At 75.1% G+C, this 16,686-nt stretch carries 13 protein-coding genes; 9 read left to right on the top strand and 4 right to left on the bottom strand.

What is annotated here, in order from left to right; genetic code table 11:
* Positions 1-706 precede the first annotated feature (706 nt).
* Together V1L54_RS08225 and V1L54_RS08220 are read left to right on the top strand one after the other, a co-directional pair.
* Positions 707-1,354 (top strand): RNA polymerase sigma factor, encoded by a 648-nt coding sequence (locus V1L54_RS08225; RefSeq protein WP_330117223.1) that lies wholly within the window; start codon positions 707-709, stop codon positions 1,352-1,354.
* Positions 1,351-2,619: a hypothetical protein gene (locus tag V1L54_RS08220; protein ID WP_330117222.1), complete on the top strand. Its 1,269-nt coding sequence runs from the start codon at positions 1,351-1,353 to the stop codon at positions 2,617-2,619. The genes V1L54_RS08225 and V1L54_RS08220 overlap by 4 nt, the downstream gene beginning before the upstream one ends.
* Before the next feature lie 197 nt (positions 2,620-2,816).
* On the opposite strand, the gene V1L54_RS08215 is transcribed toward V1L54_RS08220, so the two are convergent.
* A complete protein-coding gene (locus tag V1L54_RS08215; RefSeq protein ID WP_330117221.1) occupies positions 2,817-3,791 on the bottom strand; it encodes a L,D-transpeptidase family protein in 975 nt (324 codons plus the stop codon).
* Positions 3,792-4,085: 294 nt separating this feature from the next.
* On the opposite strand from V1L54_RS08215, the gene V1L54_RS08210 reads away from it, so the two are divergent.
* A complete protein-coding gene (locus V1L54_RS08210) occupies positions 4,086-5,684 on the top strand; it encodes an acyl-CoA mutase large subunit family protein (protein WP_330117220.1) in 1,599 nt (532 codons plus the stop codon).
* A 114-nt stretch (positions 5,685-5,798) separates the two neighbouring features.
* Here the strand turns inward: V1L54_RS08210 and V1L54_RS08205 are convergent, their stop codons facing one another.
* From V1L54_RS08205 to V1L54_RS08195, 3 genes are all read right to left on the bottom strand, one after another.
* On the bottom strand, positions 5,799-5,951 hold the full coding sequence (locus V1L54_RS08205) for an SCO1431 family membrane protein (RefSeq protein WP_330117219.1): 153 nt from the start codon (positions 5,949-5,951) through the stop codon (positions 5,799-5,801).
* Between the two features lie 294 nt (positions 5,952-6,245).
* Positions 6,246-7,649 (bottom strand): polysialyltransferase family glycosyltransferase, encoded by a 1,404-nt coding sequence (locus V1L54_RS08200; RefSeq protein ID WP_330117218.1) that lies wholly within the window; start codon positions 7,647-7,649, stop codon positions 6,246-6,248.
* Complete coding sequence (locus V1L54_RS08195; protein ID WP_330117278.1) at positions 7,646-8,668, bottom strand: glycosyltransferase family 2 protein; 1,023 nt, start codon at positions 8,666-8,668, stop codon at positions 7,646-7,648. Before V1L54_RS08195 ends, V1L54_RS08200 begins: the two co-directional genes overlap by 4 nt.
* Positions 8,669-8,855: 187 nt before the next feature.
* Here V1L54_RS08195 and V1L54_RS08190 point away from each other — a divergent pair, with 187 nt between their 5' ends.
* From V1L54_RS08190 to V1L54_RS08165, 6 genes are all read left to right on the top strand, one after another.
* The gene (locus tag V1L54_RS08190; RefSeq protein ID WP_330117217.1) at positions 8,856-10,217 is read left to right on the top strand and encodes a DUF6716 putative glycosyltransferase; all 1,362 of its coding nucleotides are present in this window, start codon (positions 8,856-8,858) and stop codon (positions 10,215-10,217) included.
* A 77-nt stretch (positions 10,218-10,294) separates the two neighbouring features.
* On the top strand, positions 10,295-11,542 hold the full coding sequence (locus V1L54_RS08185; RefSeq protein WP_330117216.1) for a cytidylyltransferase domain-containing protein: 1,248 nt from the start codon (positions 10,295-10,297) through the stop codon (positions 11,540-11,542).
* A 2-nt stretch (positions 11,543-11,544) separates the two neighbouring features.
* A complete protein-coding gene (locus V1L54_RS08180; protein ID WP_330117215.1) occupies positions 11,545-12,489 on the top strand; it encodes an N-acetylneuraminate synthase family protein in 945 nt (314 codons plus the stop codon).
* Positions 12,490-12,563: 74 nt separating this feature from the next.
* Positions 12,564-13,754, top strand: a complete 1,191-nt coding sequence (locus tag V1L54_RS08175; protein WP_330117214.1) for a hypothetical protein — start codon at positions 12,564-12,566, stop codon at positions 13,752-13,754.
* Between the two features lie 268 nt (positions 13,755-14,022).
* Positions 14,023-15,270 carry an amidohydrolase gene (locus V1L54_RS08170; protein ID WP_330117213.1) on the top strand — a complete coding sequence of 416 codons (1,248 nt, stop codon included), beginning with the start codon at positions 14,023-14,025 and terminating at the stop codon, positions 15,268-15,270.
* A 324-nt stretch (positions 15,271-15,594) separates the two neighbouring features.
* The gene (locus tag V1L54_RS08165) at positions 15,595-16,659 is read left to right on the top strand and encodes a BMP family lipoprotein (protein ID WP_330117212.1); all 1,065 of its coding nucleotides are present in this window, start codon (positions 15,595-15,597) and stop codon (positions 16,657-16,659) included.
* Positions 16,660-16,686: the final 27 nt, after the last annotated feature.

Here is a 16,686-nt window from a genome sequence, read left to right as displayed (position 1 = left end):
AGCCCGGTTCCCTTCCGCGAACACGGGCCGGCGCGGCCGGTACGGGCCTCCGCCCGGCCGCCGCCCGGAGCGGACGGCTCCGGCACGCGCGCGGCACCGCCCACGGGACGGCGGGCGCGCGGAACGGGCCCCGGAACGGGCGGAGCGGGGTGTGATCCGCGCCACCCCGGAGCGGGGGAGCCGCCGCCGGGCGGGAGGCGGCTCCCGGACCGCCGCCCGCCCGTGCCGCACCCGGCTGCCGGGCTCCGCGCGGCGGTCGTCCGGTCGGCGGGGACCGGTCGGGAGGAGATCTTCACGAAATGGCCACAAGTCCGGGATGTCGGTGATGTGCGGCACGGAAGCGCCGCGCGGACGCGAAGACGGCCGGGGTCGCCACCCCCCACAGGAGAGACCCCGGCCGTCGTCGAGTACGGGCACCGCGCCGAGCGAAGCCCGCTTGTTCACATCAGCGCCGGGGGTCCGGAAACTGTTACTCCCGCCCTCCGCGCCCGCTCCGCCGGGCCTCCGGGACCTCCCCCGGACCTGCCCCGAGTCCTCTTCCGGACAACCAATCTCCGCAACTACCGGTTCATCCGCATGGACGGAGGAGCACACTAGGTCGTAGCGTGCTGCTTCGCATCGACGCAGATCGAAGCATCACGGCGGGACCGCGCTCGGCCAGGGGCGTGGGAGAGCGCTACATCGCGAAGTGGGGCAGGACGAGGGCGTGCAGGGGGAAGACGCGGAACTCACCGCTGCGGTGCGAGCGGCGCAGGAGGGAGACGAATGCGCCTTCCGTACCGTCTACCGCGCCGTACATCCTCGACTGCTGGGGTACGTACGGACACTGGTCCCGGAGGCCGACGTCGAGGACGTCGCCTCCGAGGCGTGGCTGCAGATCGCCCGTGACCTGCACCGTTTCGAGGGCGACGCCGACCGCTTCCGCGGCTGGACGGCGCGGATCGCCCGCAACCGGGCGCTCGACCACATCCGCGCGCGGGGGCGGCGGCCCGCCACCACCTCCGCCGACGACGAGACCGAGCTGGCGGTGCTGCCGGCCGGGTCCGACACGGTGGACGAGGCGCTGGAGTCGATCGGCACCGGTCACACCATGGCGCTGATCTCCCGGCTGCCGCGCGACCAGGCGGAGGCGGTCGTCCTGCGGGTGGTGGTCGGCCTCGACGCCAAGGGCGCCGCGAAGGTGCTGGGCAAGCGGCCGGGTGCGGTCAGGACCGCCGCGCACCGCGGTCTGCGGAAGCTGGCGGAACTGCTCGACGCCGAGGAGGGGACGAGCGACGGGGTCCCCGTCGTCCCGCGCGCGGGCGCGGCCCGGGGTGTGACGGAAAAGACCAGACGGACGCTGAGGGAAACGTGAGGGCCGACGACCGGTACAGCTGGCTGGACGAGGAGGCTGCGGAGCGGCTGCTGCGCGGCCGTCCGTCCGACGGGCTCCCGCATCCGGACTCCGCGTCCCTGAAGGCGCTGGCGGAGACCCTCGACGAACTCGCCGCCCTCCGCACGGCCGCCGCCGTCACCACCGGTCACCCCTTCACGGCCGGTTTCCCAACCGACTCCGCGCCCGGCGGGCCCGACGCGCGCGGCGACCGTGAGCTGCCGGGTGAGGCCGCCGCGCTGGCGGCCTTCCGGATGGCGCGTGACGCCCGGGCCTCGGCCCGTACCGCCGCCGGCCCGCAGCACCACCGCTACCGCCGGCTGCCCCGGATGGGCGTGTTCGGGCGCCCCCTGCGGGCGGGGGTCGCCGCGGCGGTCCTCGGCGGTGTGCTGGGCGGAGTCGCCGTCGCGACGGGCACCGGAGTGCTGCCCGCGCCGTTCCGCGGTACGGACGGTTCACCCGCGCCGGGCTCGACCCTCTCCTCCGGCCCGGACGGGAAGGCCTCCCCGGCTCCGGGCCCCGCGGGCACCGGCACCCCCTCCGGCGGACACCGGCAGGACGGGAGGCCGGGCGGTACGGAGCGCGGGGAGCCGGGAAGCCCGGGCACGCCGGGTGACGGCGGTCCCGTGGGGGCCGAGTCCAGGGGCCCCGGCGACCCCACCGCGGACCCGGACGGTCCGGACGGCCCGGCGGTGTCGCGGACGCGTGCCGTGGTGCTGTGCGGCGGGTACCGGAAGGCGGAGCTGGGTTCGGACGAGCGTGCGGAGCTGGAACGCGCCGCGGGCGGTCCGGAACGGATCGGGGACTTCTGCCGCGCCCGGAGCGGTCCGGACGGCGGCTCCGCCGGCGCCGGCCCGTCCGGCGGGAGCGGCGTCCCCGACGGCGGCAGCGGCAGCGGGAACCCCGGCAACGGCGACCCCGGCAACGGAGAGCCCGGGAGCGGCGGGAACCCCGGGAACGGCAACGGAGGGGTCGCGGGTCCCGCCGCCGGCGGCGCCGGCGGTGACGGTACCGAGGGCGGCGACGGCATCGAAGGCGGCGACTGGCTGCCCGAGGAGGAGGGCGAGGGCGGCGACTGGCTGCCCGGGGAGCCCGAGGAGCCCGGCCCCGAGGGCGGCGGCGCCTTCCCCGCCACCGAACCCGCCACCGGATCCACCGGCGGCGGCACCGGCACCGGCACCGGCACCGGCACCGGCGGTACGGACGGCGGGGAGACCCCGTACGCCCCCGCGGTCCCCACTCCCTGAGCATCCCCGGGAGCCGTGCCCGGCGGCCGCGCCCGGCCGGTGTGACACTTTTCGGCCCACCGGCGCAGTACAGAACAAGCCGACTGGTCATCGGCGAGCGCGCCACCCAAGGTTCCCCCCGTACCTGAGGGATGCGCGTCGGCGCGGGTGGGGCACGTTCCCCCGGCCCCGCCCGCGCCCCTTCTTCCTTCCGACCCTCAGAAGACGATCACTTTGTCGCCCGGCCGCACCTGTTCGAAGAGCGCGGCGATCCTCTTCCTGTCCCGCACGTTCACACAGCCGTGCGAGGCGCCGTTGTAGCCGTTGGCGGCGAAGTCCGCGGAGTAGTGCACCGCCTGCCCGCCGCTGAAGAACATCGCGTACGGCATCGGGGTGTCGTACAGCGTCGAGTGGTGGTCCCGGCTCTTGAAGGTGACGCTGAACGCGCCCTCCCGGGTCGGGGTGAGCTGTGAGCCGAAGCGCACGTCCATCGCCGACACCACCTCGCCGTCGACCATCCAGGCCAGCGTCCGGCTCTCCTTGCTGACGCACAGCGCCCGGCCCGTCAGACAGCGCGGGTCGGGCTTCGCGAGCGGCCGGGTGGTAGGCGGGTACAGCTCCAGCCGGGTGGGCGGCCTCGTCCGTGCCGTGAGGGCGTTCCAGGTGGCGGTCGTCACCTGGCCGCCGGCCGGGAGCCCCTGCCGCTTCTGGAAGGCGGACACGGACCCGGTGGTGATCGAGCCGTAGTAGCCGGTCGGGTTGAGCCCGAAGTGCCCCGCCTGGCGCAGCCGCGCCTGCAGCTCGCGGACCTTCTCCCCCTCGTCGCCCTCCCGCAGCACCGGCGGGGGCGCCGCGGGCCGGGAGGGCCGGGCGGACGGGGGCGCCGCGGGCGGCGGCGGTGGCGGTGGTGGCGGTGGCGCGGACCGGGGCGCCGCCGGTGGCCGGGTGCGCTCCTTCTCCGCCGGGCCGCCGGTCTGCCCGGTCCGCTCCGTCCGCCCGGGGCTCGCGGTGACGGACGGCGCGGCCGCGGACGGCGGCGCCGTCGGCGCCGACGCGGGCGCCCCCGGCCCGGGCCGGTGCGCCCCCGCCTCCGCCCCCGCGGGCGGTACGGTGCAGCCCGCGCCCAGCAGCACGACGGCCGCCGCGGCGAGCGCCGCGCGCCCGGCGGAACCGTGCGGCAGTCTCCGGAACATGGGAGTCCCCCCTCGGGCGATCCGGTCGCCCGTCGCTCGTGTGCGTCCCCCCACTCCTGTGGGTTCCCGGCCGACACCATGCCCGATCCCGGAGCGGTACGCGAGACCGCCTCCGCGCGCCGCCGCGCCGCGCCGTACCGGCCGCACGCATCGGTCCGCGGATCCCGGGCAGCTCATCCGTGGGAAGGCCGCATCCTGTGAGCAAGGTCCCAGCCGGCGGACCTCCCCACGCTCCGGAACCGATCGCTACAGTCCGTTCTCCGACAGGGCAGCGGAAACGGGAGGCACCGACACATGGCACGCGAGACTGGCAAGGCGCGACTCACGGAGTCCGGGCTGCCGATCGAGCCGGTCTACGGACCCGAGGCGCTCGAGGACTGGGACGCGGCGAGCAGGCTGGGCGAGCCGGGGGCGTACCCGTACACCCGCGGTGTCTACCCGACCATGTACACCGGACGGCCGTGGACGATGCGGCAGTACGCCGGGTTCGGCACGGCCACCGAGTCCAACGCGCGCTACAAGCAGCTGATCGCCAACGGCACCATGGGCCTGTCGGTCGCCTTCGACCTGCCCACCCAGATGGGACACGACTCCGACGCGCCCATCGCGAGCGGCGAGGTCGGCAAGGTCGGCGTGGCGATCGACTCGATCGAGGACATGCGGGTGCTGTTCGACGGCATCCCGCTGGGCGAGGTCTCCACCTCGATGACGATCAACGCGCCCGCCGCCGTGCTGCTGCTGCTCTACCAGCTGGTGGCCGAGGAGCAGGGCGTGCCGGCGGCGAAGCTGACCGGCACCATCCAGAACGACGTGCTCAAGGAGTACATCGCCCGCGGCACCTACATCTTCCCGCCCAAGCCCTCGCTGCGGCTGATCTCGGACATCTTCCGCTACTGCCGGGCCGAGATCCCGCGCTGGAACACCATCTCCATCTCCGGCTACCACATGGCCGAGGCCGGGGCGACACCCGCGCAGGAGATCGCCTTCACCCTGGCCGACGGCATCGAGTACGTGCGCACCGCGGTGGCGGCCGGGATGGACGTGGACGACTTCGCGCCGCGGCTGTCGTTCTTCTTCGTCGCCCGCACCACGATCCTGGAGGAGGTGGCGAAGTTCCGCGCCGCCCGCCGGATCTGGGCGCGGGTGATGAGGGAGACCTTCGGCGCGAGGAACCCCAAGTCGATGATGCTGCGGTTCCACACCCAGACCGCGGGGGTGCAGCTCACCGCCCAGCAGCCCGAGGTGAACCTGGTGCGGGTGGCCGTCCAGGGCCTGGCGGCGGTGCTGGGCGGCACCCAGTCGCTGCACACCAACTCCTACGACGAGGCCATCGCGCTGCCCACCGACAAGTCGGCCCGGCTGGCGCTGCGCACCCAGCAGGTGCTGGCCCACGAGACCGACGTGACCGCCACCGTCGACCCCTTCGCCGGGTCCTACGTCGTCGAGAGGATGACCGACGAGATCGAGGAGCTGGCCACCGAGCTGATCGGGAAGGTCGAGGAGCTGGGCGGCGCGGTGGCCGCCATCGAGCACGGCTACCAGAAGGGCGAGATCGAGCGCAGCGCGTACCGCATCGCCCAGGAGACCGACTCCGGCGAGCGGGTGGTCGTCGGGGTCAACCGCTTCCAGCTCGACGAGGAGGAGCCCTACGAGCCGCTGCGGGTGGACCCGGCCATCGAGGCCCAGCAGGCCGAGCGCCTGGCCCGGCTGCGCGCCGAGCGCGACCAGCCGGCCGTCGACGCGGCCCTGGCCGGGCTGCGGAAGGCCGCCGAGGGCGGTGACAACGTGCTGTACCCGATGAAGGAGGCGCTGCGCGAGCGCGCCACGGTCGGCGAGGTCTGCAACACGCTGCGCGAGGTGTGGGGCGCCTACGTCCCCACCGACGCCTTCTGACCCGCCCGGTCACCGGCCCGGCGGGCGGGCCGGTGCCGGTACGCGGGAGGCCCCCGGCAGCCGCTGCCGGGGGCCTCCCGCGTACCGGCCGGTCTCAGCCGGCGGACCCGGATGTCACAGCAGGCCGAGACCGGTGACGATCACGGCGACCAGCACGGTGAGCGTCCAGCCGAGCGCCTGGTCGATGAGCCTGTCCCGCTCCTCGTCCGACGGTCCGCCGGTGCGGACTCCGGATGCCGCGGCCGTCGCCGCCATCGTGTGGGCCATGGGGTGTCCTCGTCTCGCGCGTGACAGGCCGGTGAACCGGCACTCCGCTGGTCTGGGGGTGCTCCGGGTGTGGTCCGGGCGCACGCGGCCGGGGCCGCGACCCGTCCAGCATGCGGGGGGCCGTGCCGTTTAAACAGAGACGCAGCTCACTTCCGCGATCGGGGCCCGGTGGGATGTTCCGCCCGCCACACCCCTTCTGTACTGGGCCGATGAGCCCCGGGGCGGTCCGCCGTCGACCGGCGGCTGTGACGAAGCACACGTGGCGCCCCACATGTCCGCAGACGTCCGCGCACCTCATCGCACCGCGCGCACCACGGCGCGTGCCCGGCGGGCCGTGCGCCGTACGGCGGTGCTGCGGGCCAGGGGCGCCAGGGAGGCGGGGACCGCGCCGGGCAGGGCGAGCGTGGCCAGCCGGCGGCGCGCGAAGTGGCGCCGGAGGCGGTCCCGGGAGCAGGCGGCCAGGAAGCGCTCGGCCTCACCGCGCAGTTCGGGGCGGACCCGCGGCCACATGCAGTAGGCCACCGCCCGCACCAGCCCGGCCAGTTCGGCCGTCCCGGCCGGCTCCTCCGGTTCGGCCGGGACGACGGTCGCCGGCTCCCCGGCCGCCAGATCCGGCAGCAGCTCGTGGACGAGCACCGCCGGCACCCGGTCGGCGTTCTCGTACGGGACCATCCGTTCCAGCAGCTCGCCGGTGCCCAGCCGGGCGGACGGCAGTCCGTACAGGGCGCCCGCGGTCAGCAGCGCGCCCGAGGCGCAGCCGGCCACCAGCGCCGGACGCAGCCGCTCGTACAGCGCCTCCGCGGGGGGCGCGCCCCCGGGCACGCCCAGCGTCACCCCCAGCTCCCCGGCCAGCGCCGCCAGGCCCCGCACCCGGTGCGCGGGGGCGGCCGGATGCGGGGTCCAGACCACCGTGCGATGGCCCAGCTCCCGCACCCGGCGCAGCATCCGCCCGTACAGCCGTTCCTCCTCGGTGGGCGGCAGGGCGCCCGGCGCCGCCGGGTCCTGCCCGAGCAGCAGCGCGCACCCCTCGAACGCGTCCTCCCCGGGCGCCCGCCCCCCGGCCTCGGGCACCGGCGGCTCCAGCTCCCGCGCCCACCCGGCCGCCACCGCACGCAGCGCCGCGGCCGGTACCGCCCGCGCCGCCGCCCCGAACTCCGCCAGCAGCAGCGGACGCAGCCCGGGCAGCACGTCCGGGTGGAGCACCCGGCGCACCCGGGTGCCCGTCAGCGGGTCCAGCTTGCCGGGAGTGGGCCCGTACGCCGACAGCCCGGGGGCCAGGACGGTCAGCGGGGCGTCGGGGAAGATCCGCGCCAGCGCCCGCGCCGGAGCCGACTCCAGCCGCTCCACCACCAGCTCCACCCCGGCGCCGCCCAGCCCCCACAGCGCGCGCAGCTGCCGCTCCCACAGCGGCGCGTCGTCGGCGCGCGGCACCCAGCCGCCGGGGTGGAGGGGGCGGACGACGGCGTCCCAGGACAGCACCCGGCCGAAGCGGCCCAGCGGCGGGGCGGCGCCGGGCAGCACGGCCCGCGCGGGGACGGCCTCGGGCACGGGGGCGGCGGACGCCACCACCGGCAGCCGCTCCCGGGCCGGCCCCAGCAGCCCCGCGTCCGCGGCGGCGGCCAGCAGCGCGGCGCCGTGCGAGGTGGTGACCACCAGCAGCTGCACGGGGGAGCCGCCGTACGGGACGGACACGCTCATCGGGCGGCCTCCGTACGGCCGGGCGACGGGCGGAGGGACCGGCCCGCAAGCCGCGGGGGGACGGCCGCCGGGCGGCGGCGCAGCCGCCGCAGCCGCGCCGCGCGGGCGGCGTCCATGCCGTCCAGGGCGTCCGCCAGCACCCCGGCGGGCAGCCGCCGCAGAGCGGCCGCGCAGCGGGCGCGCAGGGTGCGGGCCAGCCGCGGTTCGAAGCGGTCGCCGGTCAGATGGTGGTGGAGCACCGCGCAGTAGGTGCGCACCGCCTTCGGCAGCAGCGCGGCGGCGTCCGGGTCGCGGGAGGTCTCCTCGACCAGCAGGTCGAAGGCGGGGATGAAGTCGAGCTGCCGCTCGTCGCCGATCCGGGTGAGCGAGCCGGCCACCCCGCGCCGGTAGAAGACGCCCGTCAAGCCGACCACGGCGAAGGACGACGCCTCGCGGTGCAGCCGCCAGATCCACGGCCGGTCCTCGGCGGTGCGCAGCGCCGCGTCGAAGCGCAGCACGCCGCTCTCCAGCAGCCGCCGGTGGTAGACGCCCGCCCAGGCGTAGGCGTAGTCCACGGAGGTGGAGCGGTGCGCGGGCAGGATCGCGTCGCGCGGGTCCAGCACGGTGCCCCGGCGGCCCTCGGGGACGCGCACCAGGGTGCGGGCGCGGCCGGTGCAGCGGACGTGGTCGGTGCGGAGGAAGTCGCAGCCCAGCGCCTCGGCGGCGGCCAGCAGTTCGCGGTAGTGGCCGGGCGCCGCCCAGTCGTCGCCGTCGAGGAAGGCGAGGAACCGCCCGCGGGCGGCCTCCATACCGGTGTTGCGGGCGGCGGACACCCCGCCCTGCTCGCCGCGGCGCACGACGACGGCTCCGGGAATATCCTTTCCGGCCCTTTCCAGAAGGTCTTCCGTGCCATCGGTGGAAAAGTCGTCGACCAGGACGAATTCAATGCCCTCCGCCGCGTTCGCGCGCAGGCTCCGGAGCGTGTCGGGGGCGTAGGGCCGAACATTGCGGAACGGCACGACGACGGAGAGGTTCACCACCCGGGTGACCTTAGGTGTCCAGGTGACGCCGGTGCCGACCGGCACCGTACGCCTCGGTGAAATCGTGGCGTACGGCAGGTGAACTCCTTTCCCCGGGAGGCCGGTTGGGTTTCCGTCGGCATCCTGTTAACCAGTTGTTGTGGTCACGTTGGGCGGACAATCGGAAAGGCTTCCTAGCGTCTGCGGCGTGCCACCACGTACCGATCCTGACTCCTCGGAATCCCAGGACCCCCAAGAAGCGCCGCTGCGCGTCGCCGTGCTCGCGGATTCCGACACCCGCTGGAAATGGGGTGCGCTCACCGCGCACCGCATCGCCCCCGGCGCGCGTGTCGACGGGCTGCTGCTGCGCGGTCGCGCCACCCCGACCGTCCGCCAGCTCGACGAGGTCGGGGTGCGGGCGGCCGGGCTGCGCGAGGTGACGGCCGCGGAGTTCCTGCGCGCCGCCGACCGCGGGACGTACGACGTGGTGGTCCTCTCCTGTGTCGGCGGCACCGTCCAGGCGATGCTGCACGGTCTGGCGCACGAGCTGAACGGGGCGGAGCGCCGTCCGGTCACCGTCACCGGCTATGTCGGCGTCGTCTACGAGAAGCTCGCCGACGGGCTGCTGCTGCGGCACGGCGCGGACGTCGTCCTGGCCAACTCCACCCATGACGCGGAGCGCTTCCGCGCGGTCTACGAGGGCGTCGGCGCCGACCCCGGCAGCGTGGTGGAGTGCGCGCTGCCCTTCCTCGGCGGCGCCCCGTACGTCCCGTGGACCGAGGCGGCCGGCCGGCCCCGCACCGTGGTCTTCGCCGTCCAGCCCTCCGTGCCCGCCTCCCGGGCCGACCGCGAGTACCTGCTGCGCCGCGCCGCCGGCCACGCCCGCGCCCACCCCGACCGCGAGGTGCTGGTCAAGCTGCGCAGCAGGCCCGGCGAGCACACCACGCACATCGAGGAGCAGCCGTACCAGAAGCTCGCGGCCCGGCTCCCCGGCGGGCTGCCGCCCAACTGCCGCCTGGTGTACGGCCACATGAGCGAGGTGCTGGACCGCACCGACCTGCTGGTCACCGTCAGCTCCACCGCCGCCCTGGAGTCGCTGCACCGCGGCATCCCCACCGCGGTCCTCACCGACCTCGGCGTCCGCGAGGCGCTGGGCAACCACCACTTCCTCGGCTCGGGCTGCCTCACCTCCTGGGACCGGCTCGACGCCGGGCTGCTCCCCGAGGCCGACCCGGCCTGGACCGCCCGGCAGGGAGTGGCGTCCGGGGGCTCCTACGAGGCGGCCTTCGACGCCGCCCGCGCCCGCGTCGCCGCGCTGGCCGCCCGCCCGGCACTGCCGCCGGTCACCCCCTACTACACGCTCACCACCGCGCCCGGCTACCTCCCCGGCATCCTCGCCCGCCACGGCCTCGACCCCTCGGGCGCGCCCCGGCCCGGTACGGCCGCCGACCGGCCGGCCTCCGGGCTGCGCCGGGCCGTCCGGTCGGCGGTACGGGACGCGGCGCGCGGTGCGTACCGCCACGGCGTCCAGCGTGTGGCGCCCGTCATCCGCCGCATGGGGGAGCTGTGAGCGGGGGGCGCGCGGAAGGCGCCGCGCCCGGCGCGGCCACCACCGACGAGACCCCAGTCCAGCGAGGAGCCACCACCGTGTCCCTTACCGCCCCGGCGGCCTCGGCCGACTCCGCGGTCCCCGCCGCCCCCGCCGTCCTGGCCGTGATCCCCGCCCGCGGCGGGTCCAAGGGCGTGCCCGCCAAGAACCTGGCCACCGTCGGCGGCGTGCCGCTGGTCGTCCGCGCCGTACGGGAGTGCCTGGCGGCCCGGGGCGTGACCCATGTGCTGGTCTCCACCGACGATCCGGCCATCGCCGAGGCCGCCCGGGGCGCGGGCGCCGAGGTCGTCGAACGGCCCGCCGACATCGCGGGCGACACCGCCACCAGTGAGGCCGCCGTCCTGCACGCCATGGACGCGCACGCCGAGCGGCACGGCCGGGCGGCCGGGGTGGTGCTGCTGGTGCAGTGCACCAGCCCGTTCCTCACCCGCGAGGACATCGAGGGCGTGGCCGCCGCGGTGACCGACGGCGGCGCCGACAGCGCGCTGACCGTCGCGCCCTTCCACGGCTTCGTCTGGCGGGACGGAAGCCCCGGAGACGCCTCGGACGGCGGCCACGGCGTCAACCACGACAAGGCGTACCGCCCGCGCCGCCAGGACCGTCCGCAGGACCTGCTGGAGACCGGCGCCGCCTACGCCATGCGCGCCGACGGCTTCCGCGCCGCCGGACACCGCTTCTTCGGCCGCACCGAACTGGTGCGCACCGACCCCGCGCGCGTGCTGGAGGTCGACGACCCGCACGACCTGGCCCGCGCCCGCGCGCTGGCGCCGCTGCTGGACGGCGGGACGCCGGGGCGGCCCGGCGCGCTGCCGGCCCGCGACGACGTCGACGCGGTCGTACTCGACTTCGACGGCACCCAGACCGACGACCGGGTGTACGTCGACTCCGACGGACGGGAGACCGTCGCGGTCCACCGCGGCGACGGGCTGGGCATCGCCGCCCTGCGCCGCGCCGGGCTGCCGCTGCTGATCCTGTCCACGGAGGAGAACCCGGTGGTCGCCGCCCGGGCCCGCAAGCTGCGGATCCCGGTGCTCCACGGCGTCGACCGGAAGGACCTCGCCCTCAAGCAGTGGTGCGAGGAGCAGGGCATCGCGCCGGAGCGCGTGCTCTACGTCGGAAACGACGTCAACGACCTGCCGTGCTTCGGCCTGGTCGGCTGGCCCGTCGCGGTGGCCAGTGCCCATGACGTCGTGCGCGGCGCAGCCCGCGCGGTCACCTCCGTACCCGGAGGGGCCGGCGCGATCCGCGAGATCGCCTCGTGGATCCTCGGAAAGGAACTGTCTTGACCATGACCAGCCCCCGCCTCCGTACCCTCGGCAGCAAGCTCGTGGGCCCGGGCCACCCGGTCTACGTCACCGGTGAGATCGGCATCAACCACAACGGCGACCTGGAGAACGCGTTCGCGCTGATCGACGCGGCCGCCGAAGCGGGCTGCGACGCCGTGAAGTTCCAGAAGCGGACCCCGGAGATCTGCACTCCCCGCGACCAGTGGGACATCGAGCGCGACACCCCCTGGGGCCGGATGACGTACATCGACTACCGGCACCGCGTCGAGTTCGACGAGGACGGCTACCGGGCCATCGACGAGCACTGCCGCAAGCGCGGCATCGACTGGTTCGCCTCGCCGTGGGACACCGAGGCCGTCGCCTTCCTGGAGAAGTTCGACGTGCCCGCCCACAAGGTGGCCTCCGCCTCCCTGACCGACGACGAGCTGCTGCGCGCCCTGCGCGCCACCGGCCGCACGGTCATCCTCTCCACCGGCATGTCCACCCCGAAGCAGATCCGGCACGCGGTAGAGGTGCTGGGCAGCGAGAACATCGTCCTGTGCCACGCCACCAGCACCTACCCGGCGAAGGCCGCCGAGCTGAACCTGCGGATGATCCACACCCTGCAGGCCGAGTACCCGAACGTGCCGATCGGCTACTCCGGCCACGAGACCGGCCTGCAGACCACGCTGGCCGCCGTCGCGCTGGGCGCCGCCTTCGTGGAGCGGCACATCACCCTGGACCGCGCCATGTGGGGCTCGGACCAGGCCGCCTCCGTCGAGCCGCAGGGCCTGCAGCGCCTGGTGCGCGACATCCGGACCATCGAGGAGTCCCTCGGTGACGGGGTCAAGCGGGTCTACGACAGCGAGCTGGCCCCGATGAAGAAGCTGCGCCGGGTCAAGGGCGTCGTGGCCGAGGCGGAGGAGACCGGCGTCTCCGCCGCCGACCGCGAGCCCGCGGCGGTCTGACGGGACCGGCGGCGGTGAGCACCGGCGGAATCCCTCCGCACTCCGACCCCGGACCCGCACCCGGTTCCGGGCCCGTGCCGGGCCCGGAACCGGCCGCGGCACGGCGCGCCCCGCGCCGCGGCCGGGCCGCGCCCCGCGCGGGCACGGTCGCCCTCGTCGAGAGCCCGGTACAGCTCCTCAACGTCCTGGAGTGGGCGTACGCCACCGGCGGCGGCCGGGACGGCGGCGCGGGGACCGGGAGCCACGGGGAAGACGAGGGGGAAGCGGAGGCGGGGGAGGAAGAGGGGGGCGCCGCCGGTCTCACCGTGGTCGTCCTGCCGCCGCGGGAGGCCATGACCCGCGGCCAGCTGCGCCGGATGGCCGAGCTGGCCCGCGACGAGGGGATCGCCGTCCGCTGGCAGGAGGCCCGCGGCGGCACCACCGCGCCGCTGCGGACGGTCGGCTCGCTGCTCGGACCGCTGCGCCGGGCGGCGCGGATCGTGGTGGGCGACCCGTTCTCGCGGTACGTGCAGCTGCTGCTGTCCCTCGTCCGCACCGGGCCCGGCGGCGCGAGGCTGGTGGTGGTCGACGACGGGACGGCCACCATGGAGTTCGTCACCCAGCTCGCCCGCGGCGAGCGGCTGGTGCGCTGGCACCGCAGGGGTGCCGGGGGAGCGCGCGCCGCGCTCCTGGCGCCGGTCTCGGCGGCGGCCCGCCGCCGTATGACCCCCTCGGCGGACCACCGGGTCGAGGTGTTCAGCTCGATGCCGGTCGAGCCGCCCGAGCACGTGCGGGCCGTCCGCAACGACTTCGGCTGGACCAGGGCCCGCTTCGGCCCGCCCGCGCTCACCGGCGGCACCGATCTGGTGGGCACCTCGCTGGTCGAGACCGGGGTGGTGGACGACGGGCACTATCTGGCGGCCGTCACCGCCCTGGCCCGGACCCACGGCGCGACCCGCTACTTCGCCCACCGCCGGGAGAGCGCCGACAAGCTGCACCGGATAGCGGCCGGTACGGGGCTGGAGATAGTCCGGCCCGACCTCCCGCTGGAGCTGGTGGCCCGCCGCGGGCCCGTCGGCCGCACGATCCTGAGCTTCCCGTCCACCGTCGTGCACACCCTGCCGCTGGCGCTGGCGGGCACCGGGGTGACGGTCGCCGTCTGCGAGGTGGATCCGGCCTGGCTGACGGAGAACGCCTCACCGCGTGCCCGGGGTTTCCTGGCCGGGGTCACCGGGACCGCGCGGGACGTACGGCGGCTGCCGCCGGCGGCCCCGACCTCCTCCTGAGCCCTCTGGGCCGCTCCCGTACCGCCCCGCTCCTCCCCGGCTCCCCTCCCGGAACCGCCGCACGGTGCCCGTCCGGATGGTCCGCAACATCTGAACCGTCCGCCCCGCGGCCGCTCCGTGACCACATCGTGAAACAAATAAAATCGAGGTTCATACCCATCCACACCAGGCCGTATGCGGTCGCCGATCCGGTTTTTCCCGCCCCGAGGGGATGAACTTTGGCCGTTACTCCAGCGCGCGGCTGTCACCTGGGCTTACCCTCGATGGGGTGAGCCAGTTGTTGTCGCCAGAGTCCAGTATCCGGACCACCGGTGAGACGCCGCTGCCCGGCGCCCTGCCGGAGGCCCTCCGTGCCGAGCTCATCTCCTTCCGCCGGGACCTCCACATGCATCCCGAGCTGGGGCACCAGGAGTTCCGGACCACCGCCGCCCTCCGGGCGCGGCTGGAGCAGGCCGGGCTGCGCCCCCGCGTACTCCCGGGCGGCACGGGACTGATCTGCGACATCCACCCCGCCGGTGCGGTCCCCGGTGAGAGCGTGCGGCCGATGCTGGCGCTGCGCGCCGACATCGACGCGCTCCCCATCCCGGACACCAAGACGGTGCCCTACCGGTCCACCGTCCCGGACCGGGCGCACGCCTGCGGCCACGACGTGCACACCACCACCGTGCTCGGCGCCGGACTCGTCCTGGCCGGGCTGGCCCGGGCCGGCCGGCTGCCCCACTCGGTGCGGCTGCTGTTCCAGCCCGCCGAGGAGGTGCTGCCCGGCGGCGCCACCGACGCCATCGAGGCCGGGGTGCTGGAGGGGGTGGGCCGGATCATCGGGGTGCACTGCGACCCCAAGGTCGAGGCCGGCCGGATCGGGCTGCGCGCCGGCCCCATCACCTCCGCCTGCGACCGGCTGGAGGTCTCCCTGGACGGGCCCGGCGGCCACACCGCGCGCCCCCACCTGACCACCGACCTGGTCACCGCGGCGGCCAGGATCGTCACCGAGGTCCCGGCGCTGCTGGCCCGCCGGGTCGACACCCGCGCCGGACTCGCCGTGACCTGGGGGCGGCTCGAGGCCGGGCACGCCCCCAACGTCATCCCGCAGCACGCCGAGCTGTCCGGCACCCTGCGCTGCCTGGACCTGCCCGCCTGGCGGATCGCGCCCGACCTGGTGCACGCCGCGATCGACGAGGTGGCGACGCTGTACCGGGCCAAGTTCGAGCTCAACTACATCCGCGGCGTTCCCCCGGTGGTCAACGAGCGGGGCACCGCCGAACTGCTGCGCGACGCCATGATCGCCCGCCGCGGCCACGGCTCGGTGGAGGACACCGAGCAGAGCCTGGGCGGCGAGGACTTCTCCTGGTACCTGGAGCACGTCCCCGGCGCGATGGCCCGGCTCGGGGTGCGCCCGCCCGGCGACCGCTCCCCGCGCGACCTGCACCAGGGCGACTTCGACGTCGACGAGAGCGCGATCGCCGCGGGCGTGGAGCTGTTCACGGCCGCGGCCCTGCTGGACGCGGAGCGCGAGTAGCCCCACGGACCCCGGCACGGGGCGCGGCCCGGCCGGACCGCTGTGGTTTCCCGCACATCCGCGGCCCGGCCGGGCCGGGCCGTGCCCCGCCCGGCGCCGGGCACCGGCTGTCCGTCCGTCCGCGCTGGTGGGACGAGGTGACACGGCCCGGTGCGTCAGGTGCCCGCCACCCCGGTGTCACCCGTCGGCAGGGGCTCGGCACGCCCCGTTCACACCGAAGTGATAACGGCCCCCGCAGGGGATCTCTTCCGGACATCTACGCGCGTTACGATGCGGCGGAAAGCCAGCGCCAACGGAGGCGCTTTCGAGCGAAGGGAAGTCCTCTTGCGCCGGGTAAGCAAGCTCTTTGCCGCGGTCGGGACCGCCGCGGCCCTCGCCCTCAGCGCCACCGCGTGTGGCAGCACATCCACGGAGTCGTCCTCCGGTTCCGACTCCTCGGAGTCGGCCAAGGGCAAGGGCATAGCTCTCGCCTACGACGTCGGCGGCCGTGGTGACCAGTCCTTCAACGACGCGGCCTACGCCGGCTTCGAGAAGGCCAGGAAGGACTTCGGCATCGGTGGCAAGGACATCGAGCCCTCCGACGGCGAGGCGGACGCCGACAAGGTGCAGCGCCTCACCGAGCTGGCCCGGCAGGGCTACAACCCGGTGATCGGGGTCGGGTTCGCCTACGCGCCGTCCATCAAGGAGGTCTCGGAGAAGTTCCCCAAGACCACCTTCGGCCTGATCGACGACAACACCGTCCAGGCGGAGAACGTCGCCAACCTCGTCTTCAGCGAGGAGCAGGGCTCCTACCTGGCGGGTGTGGCGGCCGCCAAGGCCACCGAGTCCAAGGTCGTCGGCTTCGTCGGCGGCGTCGAGGTCCCGCTGATCAAGAAGTTCGAGGCGGGCTTCGTGCAGGGCGTCAAGGACACCGACCCGTCGGTGACGGTGAAGACCCAGTACCTCACCCAGCCGCCGGACATGGGCGGCTTCTCCAAGCCCGACCTGGGCAAGGAGGCCGCGCGCGGCCAGCTCGACGCCGACGCCGACGTGATCTACCACGCCGCCGGTCTGGCCGGCCAGGGCGTCATCGAGGCGGTCGCCGCGCAGGACAAGTGGGTCATCGGCGTCGACTCCGACCAGTACGAGCAGAAGACGCTGGCCAAGTACAAGGACCGCATCCTGACCTCCATGACCAAGGACGTCTCCGGTGCCGTCTACAACCTGGTCAAGTCGGTGCAGGACGGCGACCCGCTGTCGGGCGAGGTCCGCTTCGACCTGGAGTCCGGCGGGGTCGGCCTGGCCGACTCCAACCCGGAGTTCACGAAGATGACCGAGCTCCAGGAGGCCGTGAAGAAGGCCAAGGAGGACATCGTGAGCGGTGAGATCGAGGTCAAGACCGCTCCCTGAGTCCCGACCCGGAAACGGGACGATCCA

The organism is Streptomyces rubellus (genome assembly GCF_036323805.1).
GTDB lineage: Bacteria > Actinomycetota > Actinomycetes > Streptomycetales > Streptomycetaceae > Streptomyces.
Note: the sequence above shows the minus strand (reverse complement) of the source record. Positions and strands in the feature narration are given on the sequence as shown.